Below are 19337 nucleotides of genomic sequence, written 5' to 3'. Positions count from 1 at the left end.
GACCGCCCCGGACGTCCCCCGGGGTTGACGGTGCGACTGTCCACCACGGGCCGACGCGCCGGTCCGCCCCCGGGCCCGACGATGGGCGCCATGATCGAGATACGCGGACTCACCAGGCGCTTCGGCGCCCACACGGCGGTGGACGGGCTCACCTTCACCGCCCGCCCCGGCCAGGTCACCGGCTTCCTGGGGCCCAACGGGGCGGGAAAGTCCACCACGCTGCGGACACTGCTCGGACTGGAACGGCCCGACGGCGGCAGCGCCCTGGTGAACGGGGTTCCCTACACCTCCCTGCGCGAACCCGCCGCCACCGTCGGCGCCCAGCTCGACGTCGGCGGTGCCCACCCCTCCCGCACGGCCCGCGCCCACCTGGGGTGGATCGCCCGGGCCAACGGCCTGCCCGCCTCCCGGGCGGAGGAAATCCTGGAGTGGGTCGGCCTGGCGCACGCCGCCCGCTCACGGGTGCGCACGTTCTCGCTGGGCATGGGGCAGCGGCTCAACCTGGCCGCGGCCCTGCTCGGCGATCCCGAGGTGCTCGTACTGGACGAACCGGTCAACGGCCTCGACCCCGAGGGCATCCGGTGGATCCGCGGGTTCACCCGCGAGCTCGCCGACCGCGGGCGCACCGTCCTGCTCTCCAGCCACCTCATGGCGGAGATGGCCAGGATCGCCGACCACCTGGTGGTCATCGACCGGGGACGGCTGGTGGCCGAGGGCGGCCCCGCGGAGCTGACCGCCGGACACGACTCACTGGAGGAGGCCTTCTTCGCCCTCGTCGGCCGGGGCGACGGGGAGTGGAGCGGAGGCCGGTGGTGAACGTCCTGCGCGCCGAGGCGGACAAGCTGCGCACCCTCGTCTCGGTCTGGATCACCTGCCTGGCGACCCCGGTACTGACGGTCGGGCTGGCCTGGCTGTCGGGCTGGTCGGTCGGCCAGGCCCTGGAGAACGACCCCGGGATGCTGGTGCGCGAGGTCGTCCCCGAGCAGAGCGGCTTCGACGCGATCATGTACGGGCAGGCCGGAATGGTGGTGCTGGGCGTGCTCGCTGTCAGCGGCGAGTACACCGCGGGGCAACTGCGCACCTCGCTGCTGGCGGTGCCCGACCGGCCCCGGCTCCTCCTCGCCAAGGCGACGGCGGTGGCCCTGGCCGCGCTGCCCGTCGCGGCGGTGACCGTGGCCGCCGCCTTCGCCGCCACCCAGTTCGGCCTGGGGGAGCACGGCTACCCGCTGGCGGACGTCGTCGCAGGCCCGGTGCCGGGCGCCCTGGCGGGCGCCGTCCTGTACTGGGTCCTGCTCGCCCTGCTCGCGGCCGGGCTGACCGTCGTCGCGCGCAACGCTATCGTGCCGCTGACCGTGCTGATCAGCACGGTGCTGGCGCTGTCCTTCTTCCTCTCGATGCTCACCGACGCGGCCGACTACCTGCCCGACCGCGCGGGGGCCCAGATGTTCCTGCTCGGAGGACCCAACCGGACCGACCTGTCCGCCCTCCAGGGCGGCGCGGTCATGGCCGTCTGGGTGGTGCTGGTGTGGGCGGCGGCGCTGTGGCTCTTCCGTCGGCGCGACGCCTGACCCGGGGAAGGGCCGGGGCGCCGCCGCGCGCCCCGGCTCAGTCCCCCGGCCCCTCCTCCTCGTCGCGGGTGAGGGCGTCCACGGCCACCGCCACGCTGATCACCAGGGCGGGGTCCCCGGCGATGTCGGCCCGGTGGGTGTTCACGTCCACCGCGTAGGTGTCCAGGACGCGGAACCACTTGCGGGACACGTGTGCGACGGTGCCGTGCTCGTCGCTGATCACGTACTCCTTGTCGAGGAAGTCCCCGGTCACCTCCCAGTCCTGCGCGCCCTCCACCTCCACCACGAGCTTGTCGCGCAGCGGGTTGACCAGGCGCTTGCGGACGGTGGCGGTGGGGCCGCCCTCCCGCTCGACCCTCATCTGGTCGCGCAGTCTGAACAGCTTCTCGCGGATGACGGCGAGGACGGTGCCGCCGGTGTCCTTGAGCTCGAAGGTCGTGCGCAGCCGCAGCGCCTTGCCGTCCACGAGGAAGACCTTCTCACCCGCCTCGTCGGTCACCCAGTAGTCGTCACCGATGTCGAAAACGCGTTCGCGTACCAGGAACTTCATGCTCCGAAGTTAGGGCACGCGCGCCCGACGCACCAGAGGCCGTCCGCGCTTGTGGACAACGCCTCCCGGGCGGCGCCGGTCGGGTACCGGCCGGCGGACCGCGCGGTCGGCCGCGCGCCGACACCGCCCCCGGGAGGGATCGCGCCCGCGAAAGTCCGCCCGCTCCGGCACAACACGCGCCGGAGCGGGTACCTATGGGCACATCCCGACCCGGAAAGGTCCCCATGACCTGGCACACCCGGCCCATGGCCGCGTTCGACACGGAGTCCACCGGCCTGGACACCGGCAACGACCGGATCGTCACCGCCGCCCTGTGGCGCATCGACCCCGCCGCCCGCACCAAGGACGTCACCACCTGGCTCATCGACCCCGGGATCGAGATCCCCCAAGAGGCCACCGACATCCACCACGTCACCACCGAGCACGCCCGTGAGCACGGCCGTCCCGCCGCCGAGGCGGTGCCCGAGATCGGCGCCGCCCTGGAGAAGGCCGCCGTGGACGGGCTGCCGGTGGTGGTCTACAACGCCCCCTACGACCTGGGCCTGCTCTCCGCCGAACTCCGGCGCCACGACGCAGGGGCGCGCTTCGACGGGATGCTGCGCGTCCTGGACCCGCTGGTGATCGACAAGCGCTTCGACACCTTCCGGCGCGGCTCGCGCAAGCTGGTCGACGTGTGCGCCCACCACGGCGTGCGCCTGGACGCCGACCAGGCGCACGGGGCCGCCGCGGACGCGCTCGCCGCCGCCCGGCTGGCCTGGAAGCTCGCCGCCGCCCACCCCGAACTGGCGGCCATGGACATCGACGACCTGCACGCCGCGCAGGCCGACTGGAAGGCCGAACAGGCCGCGAGCTTCCAGGACTACCTGCGGCGCAGGGACCCCGAGGCGGTCGTGGACGGCTCCTGGCCGCTGCCCGGCCCCGCCTGACCGGGCGTCGTCCACCGCGCCGAGGCGGCCGGACGGCCACCGGCGGCCCGGACCGCGGACGGCCCGAGCACGAGGGGCGGAGCGCCGGGAACCCCCGGTACTCCGCCCCTCGCGGCGTCGCGCGTCCCGTCCGCCGCGATCCCGGCGGACGCGGTCGAAGGTGGCGCAAAACGAAGAACGCCGACCGTGGCGGTCGGCGTCGTTCCGGTCGGCCAGCCGAGAGGTTCCGCTGGTCCGCTGTGATGTGCCCCCTGCAGGATTCGAACCTGCGCACCCGGCTCCGGAGGCCGATGCTCTATCCCCTGAGCTAAGGGGGCTGGCTTGCTTGAACAACTCTAGCAGGATCGCGCCGTCCTTCGTCCACCCGTCGCCGCCGCGCCCGGCCCGCCCTGGCGGTGAACGCGTTCCGGTGGTGCCGTGTCGCCCGGCGGCGGTAGTGTCGCGCCCGTGAACGCCCTACCCACACGGGTTCTCGTCGTCGAGGACGACGACGTCATCCGCGAGCTCATCCGCCTCAACCTCGAACTGGAGGGGTTCGAGGTGTTCACCGCCGTGGACGGCCAGGACTGCCTCGACCGCGCCGCGCACATCGACCCGCACGTGGTCACCATGGACGTCATGATGCCCCGTGTGGACGGCTGGACGGCCGTCGAGCGCCTGCGCGCCGACGCCCGCACCCGCGACCGCCCCGTCATCATGGTCACCGCGCGCACCCAGGAGGCGGACCACCAGCGCGGCAGGCGCGTCGGTATGGACGCCTACCTCACCAAGCCCTTCGACCCCGACGTGCTCATCGACATCATCCGGAACCTGGTCGACAGGGGCCCGGAGTGACCCCCGGACAACTGGAGGCCGCCGTCCGCACGGCCGCCGCGCGGGCCCTGGACCTGGCCCCGGGCGCGATCCCCTTCGTGTGGCCCCGCCACGACCACGCGGACGGGGGCGCCGACGCCGCCACCGCCCTGCCGCCCCGTCTGGCGGGCGGCTACGGGGGCCGCGAGCCCGACCGCCGGGGGGACCGCCGCGCCGAGGTCCGCGACCGCGTCGCCGCCGAGCTCTCGGCCATGCGCGACGAGGGCCTGGTGGACTTCGACCGCGTCACCGGCGACGGCCGCGGCTTCCTCAACGTCACCTTCACCGGCCGCCAGCGCGACGCCCTGCTCGCCGCGGCGGCCGACGGGCCCCGCTTCCTCACCGGCCGGGACTGGGACGGAGAAGGGGAGTGGCCGGCCTCCGCCCTCCACGAGGCCGGGCCGGTCGCCCAGGCCCGCAGGCTCGCCCGCGCCGACGCCCGCGCCCGCATCGCCCTGGCTGTCGGCCCCCAGACCCCTCCGCCCGCCCCCGGCGGGACCACCTGGCGCGACCCCTACCTCGACGGCGAGCACCGGGAACTGCTCACCCCCGCCGCGCGCGCCCTCGGCGCGGTCGGCGAGGACAGCGCGCGCGTCGCCTTCTGCCGCTCGGTGCCCGAACGCCCGCGCGGGACCGAGACCACCGGGCGCGACCTTCCGGTGCTGCCCTCCGCCGAGTACCCCGGGGCCTGGGCGCGCCTGACCGACGCCAACCCCGCCTTCCGGATGCGCTACGCCCACGCCCACGCGACCAGCCTCGTGCGCTGGACCGCCGAGGGCGCGCCGACCCCCGCGGCCGGCCCCGACCGCACCGCCGCCGTGCGCGGCCTCCTCTTCGACGGCCCCAGCGTCCTGGACACGGCCGCCCGCCGAGAGGAACCCCATATCCTGGTCCGATACCTGGAGGCGCTGACCAGTGCCTACGATGAGTGGCGGACGTGTTCCGCCGCGGTCCCCGAAACCTCTGAGCGGACCGCCGCGGATCCGGCCCTGCCAGCGGCCGTCGCCGGGATCCTCGGCGCCGGACTCCTCCTGCTCGGGGTGTCAGCGCCCACAAGGCTGTAGACGCTCCGCGCCCCCCGGTGGGCCGTACCCGTCCCTGGTGTTCCGATCGGTTCGGTGGACAATGGGGGGTGCCGCCGACCCGCACAGCCGTACAGTCCCAGCCGAAAGCCGATCATGAGCCGCTACGCCCACCCCGCCGGTTCCCGCCACGCGGAGATCCTGCCGGAGGACAACCCGCCGCTGCCGCCCGAGGACCTCAACGCCCTCGACCCGCGCGTGTGGCCTGCCACCGCGCGCCGAGCGGACGGTGAACTCACCGTCGGCGGCGTCGGCGTGCGCGAACTCGCCGCCGCCCACGGCACACCGCTCTTCGTCATGGACGAGGAGGACTTCCGGGGCCGCGCCCGCGACTACCGCACCGCCTTCTCCGACGCCGACGTCTACTACGCGGGCAAGGCCCTGCTGACCAAGGCCGTCGCGCGCTGGGTCAACGAGGAGGGGCTCAAGCTCGACGTGTGCTCGGGCGGCGAACTCGCCGTCGCCCTGGCCGCCGGGGTCCCCGCCGAGCGCATCGGCATGCACGGCAACAACAAGTCCGCCGCCGAGCTGCGCCGCGCCGTCGAGGCCGGTGTGGGCCGCGTCATCATCGACTCCCTCGACGAGATCGGGCGCCTCGGCGCGATCGCCGCCGAACTCGGCGCCCGGCCAGAGGTCCTCATCCGCGTCACCACGGGCGTGGAGGCGCACACCCACGAGTTCGTGGCCACCGCCCACGACGACCAGAAGTTCGGCTTCGCGATGAGCACCGGTGCCGCCGCCGAGGCCGTCCGCCGAGTCCTGGCCGACCCGCACCTCGAACTCGTCGGCCTGCACTCGCACATCGGCTCGCAGATCTTCGACACCTCCGGCTTCGAGGTCGCCGCCCGCCGCGTGACACGGTTCCTCACCGGGGTCCACGAGGAGCTGGGCGTCACCCTGGCCGAGCTCGACCTCGGCGGCGGCCTGGGCATCGCCTACACCTCCGGCGACGACCCCCTGGACCCCAAGACCATCGCGGGGAGCCTCACCTCCATCGTGCGCCGCGAGTGCGAGGAGGCCGGACTGCCGGTGCCCCGCATCGCGGTCGAGCCCGGCCGCGCCATCGCGGGCCCGGCGGGGATCACCGTCTACGAGGTCGGTACCGTCAAGGACGTCGAGGGCATCCGCACCTACGTCAGCGTCGACGGCGGCATGAGCGACAACATCCGCACCGCCCTGTACGGCTCGGAGTACACCAGCCAGCTCGTCTCCCGCGAGAGCGACGCCGAACCCATGCTGTCCCGCCTGGTCGGCAAGCACTGCGAGAGCGGCGACATCATCGTCCACGACCTCTACCTGCCCGCCGACCTGCGCCCGGGCGACCTGGTGGCCGTCGCCGCCACCGGCGCCTACTGCTACTCCATGGCGAGCAACTACAACCACCTGCCCCGGCCGGCCATGGTCGCGGTCCGCGGCGGGAGCTCCCGCGTCATCGTGCGCAGGGAGAACGAGGAGGACCTCCTCCGCCTCGACGTCGGCTGAACGGTCCCGACGGCGGCCGGGGCCGCCCCGAGACGAGGATTCACGAGAGAAGTGGGAGTCACGCCCAAATGGCGATGAAGGTGGCGCTGCTCGGATGCGGCGTGGTGGGCTCGGAAGTCGTCCGCCTGGTCAACGAGCAGTCCGAGGAACTGGCCGCGCGGGTGGGCACGCCCATCGAGATCGGGGGCATCGCGGTGCGCCGCCTGGGCCGCGACCGCGGTGTCGACCCGACGCTGCTGACCACCGACGCCACGGCCCTGGCCACGCGTCCCGACATCGACCTCGTGGTGGAGGTCATCGGCGGCATCGAACCGGCCCGCTCGCTGATCCTCGCCGCGATCAAGGCGGGCAAGTCCGTGGTCACTGCCAACAAGGCCCTGCTCGCCGAGGACGGCCAGACCCTGCACGCCGCCGCCCGCGACGCCGGGGTGGACCTGTACTACGAGGCCTCCGTGGCGGGCGCGATCCCGCTGCTGCGGCCCCTGCGCGACTCGCTCGCCGGGGACAGGGTCAACCGCGTGCTGGGCATCGTCAACGGCACCACCAACTACATCCTCGACCGGATGGACTCCCTGGGCGCCGGGTTCACCGAGTCCCTGGAGCAGGCGCAGGCCCTCGGGTACGCCGAGGCCGACCCCACCGCTGACGTGGAGGGCTTCGACGCGGCGGCCAAGGCCGCCATCCTGGCCCGGCTGGCCTTCCACACCCAGCGTGTGACCGCCGCCGACGTGCACCGCGAGGGCATCACCGGCGTGTCCGCCGGAGACATCGCCAGCGCCCGCGCGATGGGCTGCGTGGTCAAACTCCTGGCCATCTGCCAGCGCTCGCGGGACGGCGAGTCGGTGGGCGTGCGCGTCCACCCGGTGATGCTCCCGGTCGAGCACCCCCTGGCCAGCGTCAAGGAGGCCTACAACGCGGTGTTCGTGGAGGCCGAGTCCGCGGGCCGCCTGATGTTCTACGGGGCCGGCGCGGGGGGCACCCCCACCGCCAGCGCGGTCCTGGGCGACCTGGTCGCGGTGGCGCGCAACCGCCTCGCCGACACCTCGGTGGCCGAGGGCGGGCACGACACCGGGCTGCCGGTGCACGACATGGGCGAGACCATCACCAGCTACCACGTGGCGCTGGACGTGGCGGACCGCCCCGGTGTGCTGTCGAAGGTCGCGGAGATCTTCGCCGACCACGGCGTGTCCATCAAGAACGTGCGCCAGGAGGGCAGCGGGGACGACGCCCAGCTGGTGCTGGTGAGCCACCCCGCCCCCGACGCCGCGCTCAGCGCCACGGTCGAGGACCTGCGCGTCCACGACATGGTGCGCGAGGTGGCCAGCGTGATGCGCGTGGAGACCTTCGCCGACTGAGGGGACCGCGCACCGCGGACGGCCGCGACCCCGGGGCGGGCCGCACGGAACCCGTGCGGCCCGCCCCGCCGACCCCTGTGTCCGTATCATGAGACGCCCGACCGCGATTCGAGATAGTGCGGGCGGGGTCATAGACTCGTAGCTGGTGGGGACGACGGACGCGCCGCCGGGCCGTCCGGGAGCCCCGCCGCTTCCACCGCGCGTCAAGCGAAGCCGCATCCACCCGAAAGGGACAAGTCGTGAGCATGGCACGGGCGTGGCGAGGCATCGTCGAGGAGTACCGCGACCGCCTCCCCGTCAACGAGAGCACCCCCGTTGTCACCCTCCAGGAGGGCGGCACGCCCCTGCTGCCCGCCACACGCGTGTCCGAGCTCACGGGCTGCGAGGTCTTCCTCAAGGTCGAGGGGCTCAACCCCACCGGGTCCTTCAAGGACCGCGGCATGACCATGGCCATCACCAAGGCCGCCGAGGACGGCGCCAAGGCCGTCATCTGCGCCTCCACCGGCAACACCAGCGCCAGCGCCGCCGCCTACGCCATCCGCGCGGGCATGACCTGCGCCGTGCTGGTGCCCCAGGGCAAGATCGCCATGGGCAAGCTGGCCCAGGCCCTCGTCCACGGCGCCCGCCTGCTCCAGGTCGACGGCAACTTCGACGACTGCCTCGAACTGGCCCGCAAGCTCAGCGTGGACTACCCGGTCGCCCTGGTGAACTCGGTCAACCCCTACCGCCTCCAGGGACAGAAGACCGCCGCCTTCGAGATCGTCGACGCCCTCGGCGACGCCCCCGACGTCCACTGCATCCCCGTGGGCAACGCGGGCAACATCACCGCCTACTGGATGGGCTACACCGAGTACTCCAGGGACGGGGTCTCCACCCGCGACCCGCGCATGCTCGGCTTCCAGGCCAGCGGCTCCGCGCCCATCGTCAACGGCGCGCCCGTCACCAGCCCGAGCACCATCGCCACCGCCATCCGCATCGGAAACCCCGCCTCCTGGAAGCTGGCCGAGCAGGCCCGCGACGAGTCCGGCGGCCTCATCGACAAGGTCACCGACCGCCAGATCATGGCCGCCTACAAGCTCCTCGCCGCCGAGGAGGGCGTGTTCGTGGAGCTGGCCTCCGCCGCCAGCGTCGCAGGCCTGCTCCAGTCCGTCCAGGCGGGGCTGGTCGAGCCCGGCAGCCGCGTGGTGTGCACCGTGACCGGCAACGGCCTCAAGGACCCCGACTGGGCGCTGGCCGGAGCCTCCTCCGCCATCACCGTCCCGGTCGACGCCCTCGCCGCGGCCCGGGCCCTCGACCTGGCCTGACCCGCCCGCTCCGCCCCCGGCGCCCGGCCCCGGCCGGGCCCGCGAGGGCGCGAGAACACCGAAGGAACCCACCGTGAGCCCATCACGTCCCACCCGGGTGTCCGTCCAGGCCCCCGCCACCAGCGCCAACCTGGGACCGGGCTTCGACGCCCTGGGCCTGGCACTGCGCCTGTACAACACGTTCGAGGCGTCCCTCCGAGAGGACGGCGAGCTGCGCGTGCGCGTCGAGGGGGAGGGCGCCGACGAGGTCCCCCTCGACGAGCGCCACCTCGTGGTGCGCGCCATGCGCGAGACCTTCGAACGGGCCGGGGAACAACTGCCCGGACTCGACCTGACCTGCGTCAACGGAGTCCCGCACGCGCGCGGTCTGGGCTCCTCCTCCTCGGCGATCGTCGGCGGCGTGGCCGCCGCCAGCGCCCTGCTGGGGCGCACCGGCCCCGACGGCGGACCGGACCGCGACGGCGTCTACCAGATCGCCGCGGACATCGAGGGCCACCCCGACAACGTGGCCCCCTGCGTCTACGGCGGCTACACGGTCGCCTACCGCGACGGCGACCGCTGGGGCGCGGTGTCCCTGGCCCCGGACCCCCGCGTCCTGCCGGTGCTGTGCGTGCCCGAGTGGCGGCTGTCCACCGAGCGGGCCCGCGGGCTGCTGCCCGAGCGGGTGGCCCACGGCGACGCCGCGTTCAACGCCGGGCGCGCCGCGCTGATGACCGCGGCCGTTTGTGGCCATCCCGAGGCCCTGTACGCGGCCACGCGGGATCGGCTACACGAGTCCTACCGCGCCCCGGCCATGCCGGATACCCTCGACCTCATCCGTGACCTGCGGAAACACGAGAAACTGCCCGCGGTGGTCTCCGGGGCGGGGCCGACGGTCCTGGTCCTGTGCTCAACGGGTGCGGGGGAGGCGTCCGCGGATTCGCCGGAAATCGCGGGCCAGGTTGATTCGATCCGCCGGAGGGCGGGTAAGAATTGGGACATACGCCCCCTGCTCGTGGAGCTGGCGGGGGTGCGGTCCCCATCTCCCCATCCGTAGCACCTGTGTCGAGGAATAGCCGTGGCCTGTGGTGGTGTTAGGCTAGGTGAAGCACCGGATGCCCCGTTGCGGGGCGAGTGCTCATCCGCCACAACGGCCTTCGCGTCCCATACTCCGGTGGTCCGGTCCCACGACCAACCGGAAGCGGCGGCCGACGTGTCGAGTCCGCGGTTCTCCCGCGACTGTCGCCAACGTCATCGCAGCCCGCTCCTCCTCGGATGAGCGTGTCTCCACGATGGACGGGCAACACCACCGAGCCATCCGCCCCGACGTCTGGCTGTACCCAGAGCCCGTCGCGATTGGGTACGGGACCGCCTTCACGCCGGTTTCCGAACATCCACGTGGGGCACGCCCTACCCGGCCCTGCCGGTTCGCACCACCGGGCCGGCCGCTCCAGCACCCGCTGACGGCCGACGCCCGCTCCTTGGGAAGGACCCTTAGTGAGCGACACCACCGAACTCCGAACGGACGCGGCGGTCGAAGACAAAGCCACCACCGGCGTTTCCGTGACGGAGGCTGGCGATGGCGCGCCGACAGCAACGCCCTCGCGGTCCCGCACGGCGTCGCGCGGCACCGGTCTCGCGGCCCTGAAGCTCCCCGAGCTCCAGAAGCTCGCGTCCAGCCTGGGTATCACCGGTACGGGGCGCATGCGCAAGAGCGACGTCATCGCCGCGATCGAGGCCAAGCAGGGCGGCCCGGTCGGCGGCCCCACGAAGACCAAAACAGCAAAGAGCGCAGAGACGGCGTCCAAGGCCGGTAAGGTCGAGGCAACCGACGGCCGGGCCGAGGCTCCCGAGACGCCGGGCTCGGACGAGGCCCCGCGCAAGCGCGCGGACAAGCAGCCGTCGGACCAGGCCGTGACCGACCCCCAGGGCGGACGGGGCGACAAGCCCTCCCGCGGTCGCCGTTCGTCCCGCCGACGCGGTGACGAGCCCGGCGACCAGCCCCGGGCGGTGGACGGCGCCGAATCCTCTACCTCCGCGAGCAGCGTGACCAAGACATCCAGCACCCCCCAGAAGAACGGCCCCGACTCCGCCGAGGACCGTGACAACAGGTCCGGGCAGGGTCGCGAGCGCCAGCGCAACCGCCGCAACCGCAACCGCGGCGGTGACGACCAGAACGCGAACAGCAACGCCCAGCAGGGTGGTGGCGGCCAGAACCAGGGCCGCGGCTCCGGTGGTGGCGGTGGCGGCGACGACGACGACTTCGGCGGACGCCGCCGCGGGCGCCGCCGGGACCGCCGGGACCGCCGCGGACGCGGCGGGGGCCAGGAGCCGGAGCCGGTGATCGGCGAGGACGACGTCCTGCTGCCGGTCGCGGGCATCCTCGACATCCTGGACAACTACGCCTTCGTGCGCACCACCGGCTACCTGCCCGGCCAGAGCGACGTCTACGTCTCCCTGGCCCAGGTCCGCAAGCACGGCCTGCGCAAGGGCGACCACATCATCGGCGCGGTCCGCCAGCCCAAGGACGGCGAGCGCAGGGAGAAGTTCAACGCCCTGGTGCGCCTGGACTCGGTCAACGGCATGTCGCCCGACCAGGCCCGGGGCCGCCAGGAGTTCTCCAAGCTGGTCCCCCTGTACCCCCAGGAGCGCCTGCGTCTGGAGACCGAGCCGCAGATCCTCACCACGCGCATCATCGACCTCGTCGCGCCCATCGGCAAGGGTCAGCGCGGGCTGATCGTCTCCCCGCCCAAGGCGGGCAAGACGATGGTGGTGCAGGCGATCGCCAACGCCATCACCGAGAACAACCCCGAGTGCTACCTGATGGTGATCCTGGTCGACGAGCGGCCCGAGGAAGTCACCGACATGCAGCGCACGGTCAAGGGCGAGGTCATCCACTCGACCTTCGACCGGCCCGCCGAGGACCACACGGTCGTCGCCGACCTGGCCATCGAGCGGGCCAAGCGGCTCGTGGAGATGGGCATGGACGTCGTCGTCCTGCTGGACTCCATCACCCGCCTGGGCCGCGCCTACAACCTGGCCGCCCCGGCCAGCGGGCGCATCATGTCCGGCGGTGTGGACTCCACGGCGCTCTACCCGCCCAAGCGCTTCTTCGGTGCGGCCCGCAACATCGAGGGCGGCGGCTCGCTGACCATCCTGGCCACGGCGCTGGTCGAGACCGGATCGCGCGCCGACGAGGTGATCTTCGAGGAGTTCAAGGGCACCGGCAACATGGAGCTCAAGCTCAACCGGAGCCTGGCCGACAAGCGGATCTTCCCTGCGGTGGACGTGGACGCGTCCAGTACCCGCAAGGAGGAGATCCTCATGTCGTCCGAGGAGCTCAACGTGGTCTGGAAGCTGCGCCGGGTGCTGCACGCGCTCGACACCCAGCAGGCCATCGAGCTGCTCCTGGACAAGATGAAGGAGTCCAAGAGCAACGCCGAGTTCCTGCTCCAGATCCAGAAGACCACCGTGGGCCCCGAGCGCTGACCCGCGACCCCCGGTCGAAGCAGGCCCCCCTCCCGGAACGGGAGGGGGGCCTCGTCGTGTCCGCGCGGAACGCGCGCTCCGGGCTGAGTCCCGCGCGGGCCCGCGCCCGGCCGATCGCTTCCGCCACCGTTCTCCTTTCGAATCGCGGAAGGACCAGACCGTGAGGCGAAAAAGATCACTACTGTGTTGCGGATCACAGAAGGGTGTATCCCGCGACAGGAAAACGATTTAGGGTCGCGCCGTCGAGTAGTCCCCGCACCAGGGAGCCGCCCGGATGGACAACCTCGCCCTACTCAGCCTCCTCGCGCTCGCCCCGATCGTCCTCGTCGGCGTCCTCCTCGTCGGGTTCCGCCTCCCGGCCATGTACGCGATGCCCGCCGGATACGTCGTCGTGGTCGCCGTCGCCGTCCTCTTCTGGCGGACCGACTGGGTCGCGATCGCGGCCTCCACCGTCCAGGGGCTCATCCTCGCGGCCGGTCTGCTCTACATCATCTTCGGCGCGCTCCTGCTGCTGTCCACCCTCACCAAGAGCGGCGCCATCGCCACCATCCGCGCCACCTTCACCGACATCAGCCCCGACCGCCGCGTCCAAGCGGTCATCATCGGCTGGCTGTTCGGCAGCTTCATCGAGGGCGCCTCCGGCTTCGGCACCCCCGCCGCCGTGGTCGCGCCGCTCCTGCTCGCCCTGGGCTTCCCCGCGATGGCCGCCGTCATGGTCGGCCTGGTCATCCAGAGCACGCCGGTCAGCTTCGGCGCGGTGGGCACGCCCATCCTCGTCGGCGTATCCGGAGGGCTGGAGGGCTCGTCCGCGGTCGCCGCGCGCGCCGCCGAACTCGGCCTGGACGTGCCCGGGTTCGTCAGCCTCATCGGGTTCCAGACCGTCCTGCTGCACGCCGTCGCCGGAACCCTCGTCCCGCTCTTCATCTGCTGCATGCTCTGCGGCTTCTACGGCGGGAAACGGCGCTTCTCCGACGGCCTCGGGGTGTGGAGGTTCGCGCTGTTCGCCGCCTTCGCCATGACCGTCCCCTCGGTCCTGTACAACCACTTCCTCGGCGTGGAGTTCACCAGCCTCCTCGGCGGCCTCACCGGTCTGGCCATCGTCGTCCTCGCCGCGCGCAAGGGCTTCCTCATGCCCAAGCGGACCTGGGACTTCCCGCCCCGGGAGGACTGGCTGGCCCGCTGGAGCGGCACGCTCTCCCCGGGGGACGGCGAGGCCGCTCCCGCCGACGGCAGGCGCGTCGGCCTCCTGGCCGCCTGGGCGCCCTACCTCATGGTCGCCGCGCTGCTGGTGGCCACCCGCACCGTCACGCCCCTGGAGAACTGGCTGACCGGCGTCACGGTCGGAGCCACCGACATCTTCGGCACCCCCGTCTCCCAGCTCGTCGAACCCCTCTACTCTCCCGGCGCGACCTTCATCCTCGTCTGCCTGCTCACCTACGGCCTGCACCGCATGACGCGCCGCCAGATCCTCGACTCCTGGCGGATGGCCGGTTCCCAGCTGGCCGGGGCGGCCGTCGCCCTGCTCTTCGCCGTCCCGCTCGTCCGCGTCTTCATCAACACCGGCGGCGACTTCGGCGACACCGCCATGGAGAGCATGCCGCTCACCCTCGCCGTCGGAGCCGCGGAACTGGGCGGTACCGCCTGGCCGCTCTACGCCCCCTGGATCGGTGCCCTGGGCGCCTTCGTCGCGGGCTCCAACACCGTGTCCAACCTGATGTTCTCGCTCTTCCAGTTCTCCACCGCCGAACGCATCGGCATCCCGCCCGAGACCGTCGTCGCCACCCAGGCCGTGGGCGGCGCAGCGGGCAACATGATCACCGTGCACAACGTGGTCGCCGCCTCCGCGGTGGTCGGCCTGGCCGGACGCGAGGGCGACCTCATCCGCCAGAGCCTTCTGCCCATGACCTACTACGTGCTGCTGGCGGGGTCGGTGAGCTACGTCCTCGTCTACGGGTTCGGCCCCGACGCCGGCACCGTCATGCTCCTGCTGGTCCTCGCCGTCCTGGCCGCGCTCGTCCTCCTCATGCGCAGGGCCGACGCGAACAAGCCCCCCTCCCGCACCGCCGGAACCGCCCGGGAGGGAGGCCGCCGGAAGGGGGAGGAATAGGTACTGGTCCCGGCAACGTTGTGGGTCTGGCAAACTGGTAGCGGGGAGTGGCCCGCCCCTGCTTCGGCGGGGCCCGCCGTCCCGTTACCCGGATCGCCGCGACACCGGTTCGCGCATGGCCCACGACGACCGACCCGCCCCCTGGCGGCCCGGCCAGTCATGCGTCCGGCGGTCGCGCCCCTGATGAGGAGACACGCATGAAGGCCGACATCCACCCCGAGTACGTCGCTACCGAGGTGACCTGCACCTGCGGTGCCCACTTCACCACCCGCAGCACCGTCACCGAGGGCAAGATCCGCGCCGAGGTGTGCTCCGAGTGCCACCCGTTCTACACGGGCAAGCAGAAGATCCTGGACACCGGCGGCCGCGTCGCCCGCTTCGAGAAGCGCTTCGGCAAGCGCAAGTAGCGCCGCCCGCCGTTCCGCGGGGCCCTCATCCGGCCCCGCGGGACCAGGCTGACCCCCGAGGGGGAGACGGACAGGCGAGGCAGGCACGACACGACGGGGACGGGCGAACGTGAAGCTGGACGACCTACTGGGGGAGTACTACGAGCTGGAACAGCAGCTCGCCGACCCCGAGGTGCACGCAGACCAGGCCAGGGCGCGCACGCTGGGCAAACGCTACGCGCAGCTCACCCCCATCATCGAGGCCTACCGCGCGCTCAAGGAGGTCGAGAGCGACATCGACGCCGCGCGCGAGCTCGCGGCCGAGGACTCCTCCTTCGCGGAGGAGGCCGACCGCCTGACCGAGGAGGCCGAGCGCCTCACCGAGCGCCTGCGCGTCCTGCTCATCCCCCGCGACCCCGCCGACGACAAGAACCTCATCATGGAGGTCAAGGCGGGCGAGGGCGGTGAGGAGTCCGCCCTCTTCGCCGGCGACCTGGTGCGCATGTACCTGCGCTACGCCGAGCGCCAGGGCTGGAAGACCGAGGTCATCGACTCCACCCACTCCGACCTCGGCGGGTACAAGGACATCACGATCGCCTTCAAGAACAAGGGCACCCCCGAGCCCGGTTCGGGCGTGTGGCCGATGCTCAAGTTCGAGGGCGGCGTGCACCGCGTGCAGCGCGTCCCCGTCACCGAGTCCCAGGGCCGCATCCACACCTCCGCGGCCGGTGTGCTGGTCGTCCCCGAGGCCGAGGACATCGAGGTCGAGATCCACGAGAAGGACCTTCGCGTGGACGTCTACCGCTCCTCCGGGCCCGGCGGCCAGAGCGTCAACACCACCGACTCCGCGGTGCGCATCACCCACCTGCCGACCGGCATCGTCGCCTCGTGCCAGAACGAGAAGAGCCAGCTCCAGAACAAGGAGCAGGCCATGCGCATCCTGCGCGCCCGCATCTACGCCGAGGCCCAGGCCAGCGCGGACGCCGAGGCCGCCGCCGAGCGCAAGAGCCAGGTCCGCACGGTGGACCGGTCCGAGCGCGTGCGCACCTACAATTTCCCCGAGAACCGCATCTCCGACCACCGGGTCGGCTACAAGGCCTACAACCTCGACCAAGTCCTCGACGGGGAACTCGGCGGGGTCGTCAAGGCCCTGGTGGACGCGGACACCAAGGAAAGGCTCGAAGCGGCTCAGTCGTCATGAACGTCCTGCTCGACGAGGTCGCCCGCGCGACGCGCAGACTCGCGGAGGCGGGCGTGGCCTCACCTCGCGCCGACGCCGAGGAACTCGCGGCGTTCGTGCACGGTGTCCGTCGAGGGGAGCTGCACACGGTCGCCGACTCCGACTTCGACGCCCGCTACTGGGAGTGCGTCTCCCGGCGCGAGGCCCGCGAACCCCTCCAGCACATCACCGGCCGCGCCTACTTCCGCTACCTCGAACTCCGCGTCGGACCCGGGGTCTTCGTGCCCCGCCCCGAGACCGAGATCATGGTGGACTGGGCCATCCAGACCCTGCGCGCCATGGACGTCGCCGACCCACTGGTGGTCGACCTCGGCACCGGCTCGGGAGCCATCGCCATCTCCATCGCGCAGGAGGTGCCGCGCTCGCGCGTGCACACGGTCGAGGTCGACCCCGACGCCCTGGCCTGGGCCCGGCGCAACATCGACGCCAGCGGCCACGCCGACCGGGTCACCTCACACCACGGCGACATGCGCACCGCCCTTCCCCAGCTCAACGGTCGCGTGGACCTGCTCATCAGCAACCCCCCCTACGTCCCCACCCGCGAGGCCGGAGCCATCCCGCCCGAGGTGCGCGACTACGACCCCGCCCCCGCGCTGTGGTCCGGTGAGGACGGCCTGGACATGATCCGCGCGCTGGAGGCGGTCGGCCGCAGGCTGCTGCGCCCCGGCGGCGCGATGGCCGTGGAGCACCACGACGGCCAGGGCATCGACATCCCCTGGCTCTTCCCCGAGGACAGGGGCTGGCGCGACGTCCTCAACCGCAAGGACCTGGCCCGGCGCGACCGCTTCGTGGTCATGCGCCGCGCCGACGGGGACGGCTGATCGCGTTGTCCGGTTCGCTTCGCTCACGCGCTCGGGCGCCCGAAGGGCGGAAACGGGTCGCAGGGAACACAGCGTCGTCTCCCGTGCCCGACTCCTCCGTCGCTGGCGGCACGCCCGACGCCTCCAGAACCCCGCCGACGCCCGAGCGTCGCTGGCCCCTCCCGTATCCCGGGTCCGACCGCGAACCCGGTGGACTCCGTCAAAGATTGAGGTGAACGCAGGTGAGCCGCATCTACGACTGCGCGGACGAGACCGCCCGCAAGGACGGCATCGCCGACGCCGCGTCCGCGGTACGCCGAGGCGACCTTGTGGTACTGCCCACGGACACCGTGTACGGCATCGGTACCGACGCCTTCAGCCCGACCGCCGTGGCCAGGCTGCTCGCCACCAAGGGCCGGGGCCGCGAGATGCCCCCGCCGGTGCTGGTCGGCTCGATGCGCGCCGCCAACGCCCTCGTCGACGACCTGGGCAACCACGGCCGCGACCTCATGGAGGAGTTCTGGCCCGGTCCGCTCACCCTGGTCTGCACCGCCACCCCCAGCCTGTCCTGGGACCTGGGCGACACCAAGGGCACCGTGGGCGTGCGCATGCCGATGGACCCGGTCGCCCTGGACCTGCTCAAGGAGGTCGGGCCCATGGCGGTGAGCAGCGCCAACAAGTCCGGCCAGCCCTCCGCGACCCGCGTGGAGGAGGCCGTCGGGCAGCTCGGTGACGAGGACATCGCCGTCTACCTGGACGGCGGCGAGACCGAGTCCCGCGTCTCCTCCACCATCGTCGACCTGACCTACGCCGTCCCGCGCGTGCTGCGCGCGGGCGCGATCTCCATCGAACAGCTGCGCGCGGTGTGCGGCACCGTGATCGGCGAGCTGCGCAAGGGGCCCCGCAAGACCGCGCGGCCGGAGGGCGCCGAGGCCGAGGACGCGGGGGAGGCCCCGGCTCCGGAGGCGCAGACCCCGCGCGAGGAGGACCGGAGCGCTCCCGGGACCGCCCCCGACGGCGACAAGAACTAGAGGGGCCAGGACGTGCGTGAGTACGCGCTCACCTTCGTCATCGCCGCCGCGGTGACCTACCTGCTCGTTCCGCTGGTGCGCCGGTTCGCCATCGCCTTCGGCGCCACGCCGCCGGTGCGCGACCGCGACGTGCACACCGAGCCCATCCCGCGCCTGGGCGGGCTGGCCATCTACGGGGGGTTCGCCGCCGCCCTGCTGATCTCGGCACAGCTGCCCCACCTCCAGGACGTCTTCCTCGCCGACACCTGGATGGGCCTGCTGCTCGCGGGCGGGCTCATCACCATCGTCGGCGTCATCGACGACCGCTGGGGCATGGACGCGCTGAGCAAGCTCGCCGGGCAGACCGCCGCCGCGGGCATCCTGGTCTGGCAGGGGGTGCAGCTGCTGTGGCTGCCGCTGCCCGGCACCCAGCTCTCCCTCGGGCCGTGGCTGGGCGCGATGATCTCGATCCTGCTGATCGTGGTGACCATCAACGCGGTCAACTTCGCCGACGGCCTCGACGGCCTGGCGGCGGGCATCGTCGCCATCTCATCCCTGGCCTTCTTCGCCTACTACTACGTCGTCGCGGTGGAGCAGGGCTTCGTGCGCCAGTCCTATCCGGCGATGATCGCGATCATCCTCGCGGGCACGTGCGCCGGATTCCTCTGCCACAACTTCCACCCGGCCAAGGTGTTCATGGGCGACACCGGGGCCATGCTGCTGGGTCTGCTGCTGACCTCGATCACCATCACGGTGACCGGGCAGTTCGACGCCAACACCGCGCGCGAGGGGTTCAACTCCGGCCTGGTGGTGTTCCTGCCGGTCGCGCTGCCGCTGCTGGTGATCGCCCTTCCGCTGGCCGACCTGGTGCTGGCCGTCGTGCGCAGGACCCTGGCGGGCAAGTCCCCGTTCGCTCCGGACCGCGGCCACCTGCACCACCGCCTGCTGGACATGGGCCACAGCCACGTGCGCGCGGTCCTGCTGATGTACCTGTGGGCGGGGATCGTCGCCTTCGCCGCGGTCGCCCTGTCGGTGTTCGACTCCTGGCTCATCGTGCTGGCGGTGACCGCGCTGGTGGCCACGTGTGCGGTTGGCCTCATCGCCCTGCCCCGCCTGCGGCGGCGCGGGCTGCTGTTCCCGCGGCGCAAGGAAAGCGTCAAGACGGCCCCAGGTCACGATTCGCCAACTGATGGCTGACCAGGTCCTC

Annotated in this window: 17 protein-coding genes and 1 tRNA gene; 16 read left to right on the top strand and 2 right to left on the bottom strand. The window is 72.4% G+C overall.

Annotated elements, in window-relative coordinates; translation table 11 throughout:
* Positions 1-90 precede the first annotated feature (90 nt).
* On the top strand, positions 91-816 hold the full coding sequence (locus KGD83_RS24275) for an ABC transporter ATP-binding protein (RefSeq protein WP_212641323.1): 726 nt from the start codon (positions 91-93) through the stop codon (positions 814-816).
* Complete coding sequence (locus tag KGD83_RS24270) at positions 813-1568, top strand: ABC transporter permease (RefSeq protein ID WP_249352017.1); 756 nt, start codon at positions 813-815, stop codon at positions 1566-1568. Before KGD83_RS24275 ends, KGD83_RS24270 begins: the two co-directional genes overlap by 4 nt.
* A gap of 37 nt (positions 1569-1605) precedes the next feature.
* On the opposite strand, the gene KGD83_RS24265 is transcribed toward KGD83_RS24270, so the two are convergent.
* Positions 1606-2118 carry an LURP-one-related/scramblase family protein gene (locus KGD83_RS24265; protein WP_212641321.1) on the bottom strand — a complete coding sequence of 171 codons (513 nt, stop codon included), beginning with the start codon at positions 2116-2118 and terminating at the stop codon, positions 1606-1608.
* A gap of 224 nt (positions 2119-2342) precedes the next feature.
* Here KGD83_RS24265 and KGD83_RS24260 point away from each other — a divergent pair, with 224 nt between their 5' ends.
* On the top strand, positions 2343-3044 hold the full coding sequence (locus tag KGD83_RS24260; protein WP_212641320.1) for an exonuclease domain-containing protein: 702 nt from the start codon (positions 2343-2345) through the stop codon (positions 3042-3044).
* Between the two features lie 245 nt (positions 3045-3289).
* On the opposite strand, the gene KGD83_RS24255 is transcribed toward KGD83_RS24260, so the two are convergent.
* Positions 3290-3361 (bottom strand) — tRNA-Arg (locus tag KGD83_RS24255).
* A gap of 130 nt (positions 3362-3491) precedes the next feature.
* Between KGD83_RS24255 and KGD83_RS24250 the strand changes: the two genes are divergently transcribed.
* The 13 genes from KGD83_RS24250 to KGD83_RS24190 all read left to right on the top strand — a co-directional run bounded on the left by KGD83_RS24250 (position 3492) and on the right by KGD83_RS24190 (position 19327).
* A complete protein-coding gene (locus KGD83_RS24250) occupies positions 3492-3878 on the top strand; it encodes a response regulator (RefSeq protein WP_212641319.1) in 387 nt (128 codons plus the stop codon).
* Positions 3875-4960, top strand: a complete 1086-nt coding sequence (locus KGD83_RS24245) for a DALR anticodon-binding domain-containing protein (RefSeq protein WP_212641318.1) — start codon at positions 3875-3877, stop codon at positions 4958-4960. Before KGD83_RS24250 ends, KGD83_RS24245 begins: the two co-directional genes overlap by 4 nt.
* Positions 4961-5074: 114 nt before the next feature.
* Positions 5075-6460 (top strand): diaminopimelate decarboxylase, encoded by a 1386-nt coding sequence (gene lysA, locus KGD83_RS24240; RefSeq protein ID WP_212641317.1) that lies wholly within the window; start codon positions 5075-5077, stop codon positions 6458-6460.
* A gap of 68 nt (positions 6461-6528) precedes the next feature.
* A complete protein-coding gene (locus KGD83_RS24235; protein WP_212641316.1) occupies positions 6529-7815 on the top strand; it encodes a homoserine dehydrogenase in 1287 nt (428 codons plus the stop codon).
* A gap of 245 nt (positions 7816-8060) precedes the next feature.
* Positions 8061-9119 (top strand): threonine synthase, encoded by a 1059-nt coding sequence (gene thrC, locus KGD83_RS24230; RefSeq protein ID WP_212644590.1) that lies wholly within the window; start codon positions 8061-8063, stop codon positions 9117-9119.
* Between the two features lie 97 nt (positions 9120-9216).
* A complete protein-coding gene (gene thrB / locus KGD83_RS24225) occupies positions 9217-10155 on the top strand; it encodes a homoserine kinase (protein WP_212644589.1) in 939 nt (312 codons plus the stop codon).
* A gap of 440 nt (positions 10156-10595) precedes the next feature.
* Positions 10596-12587, top strand: a complete 1992-nt coding sequence (gene rho / locus KGD83_RS24220; RefSeq protein ID WP_212641315.1) for a transcription termination factor Rho — start codon at positions 10596-10598, stop codon at positions 12585-12587.
* A 274-nt stretch (positions 12588-12861) separates the two neighbouring features.
* Positions 12862-14694, top strand: coding sequence for an L-lactate permease (locus KGD83_RS24215; protein WP_212641314.1), 1833 nt, complete (start codon positions 12862-12864; stop codon positions 14692-14694).
* A gap of 197 nt (positions 14695-14891) precedes the next feature.
* Positions 14892-15101 carry a 50S ribosomal protein L31 gene (gene rpmE, locus KGD83_RS24210; protein WP_013151378.1) on the top strand — a complete coding sequence of 70 codons (210 nt, stop codon included), beginning with the start codon at positions 14892-14894 and terminating at the stop codon, positions 15099-15101.
* A 109-nt stretch (positions 15102-15210) separates the two neighbouring features.
* Positions 15211-16281 (top strand): peptide chain release factor 1, encoded by a 1071-nt coding sequence (gene prfA / locus KGD83_RS24205; protein ID WP_212641313.1) that lies wholly within the window; start codon positions 15211-15213, stop codon positions 16279-16281.
* A complete protein-coding gene (prmC, locus tag KGD83_RS24200) occupies positions 16278-17141 on the top strand; it encodes a peptide chain release factor N(5)-glutamine methyltransferase (RefSeq protein WP_212641312.1) in 864 nt (287 codons plus the stop codon). The genes prfA and prmC overlap by 4 nt, the downstream gene beginning before the upstream one ends.
* Before the next feature lie 221 nt (positions 17142-17362).
* A complete protein-coding gene (locus tag KGD83_RS24195) occupies positions 17363-18151 on the top strand; it encodes an L-threonylcarbamoyladenylate synthase (protein ID WP_212641311.1) in 789 nt (262 codons plus the stop codon).
* A gap of 12 nt (positions 18152-18163) precedes the next feature.
* Positions 18164-19327 (top strand): MraY family glycosyltransferase, encoded by a 1164-nt coding sequence (locus KGD83_RS24190; RefSeq protein ID WP_212641310.1) that lies wholly within the window; start codon positions 18164-18166, stop codon positions 19325-19327.
* Positions 19328-19337 lie beyond the last annotated feature (10 nt).

This window comes from Nocardiopsis akebiae (assembly GCF_018316795.1).
GTDB classification, from domain to species: Bacteria; Actinomycetota; Actinomycetes; order Streptosporangiales; family Streptosporangiaceae; genus Nocardiopsis; species Nocardiopsis dassonvillei.
This window is presented reverse-complemented; position numbering and strand designations above follow the sequence as displayed.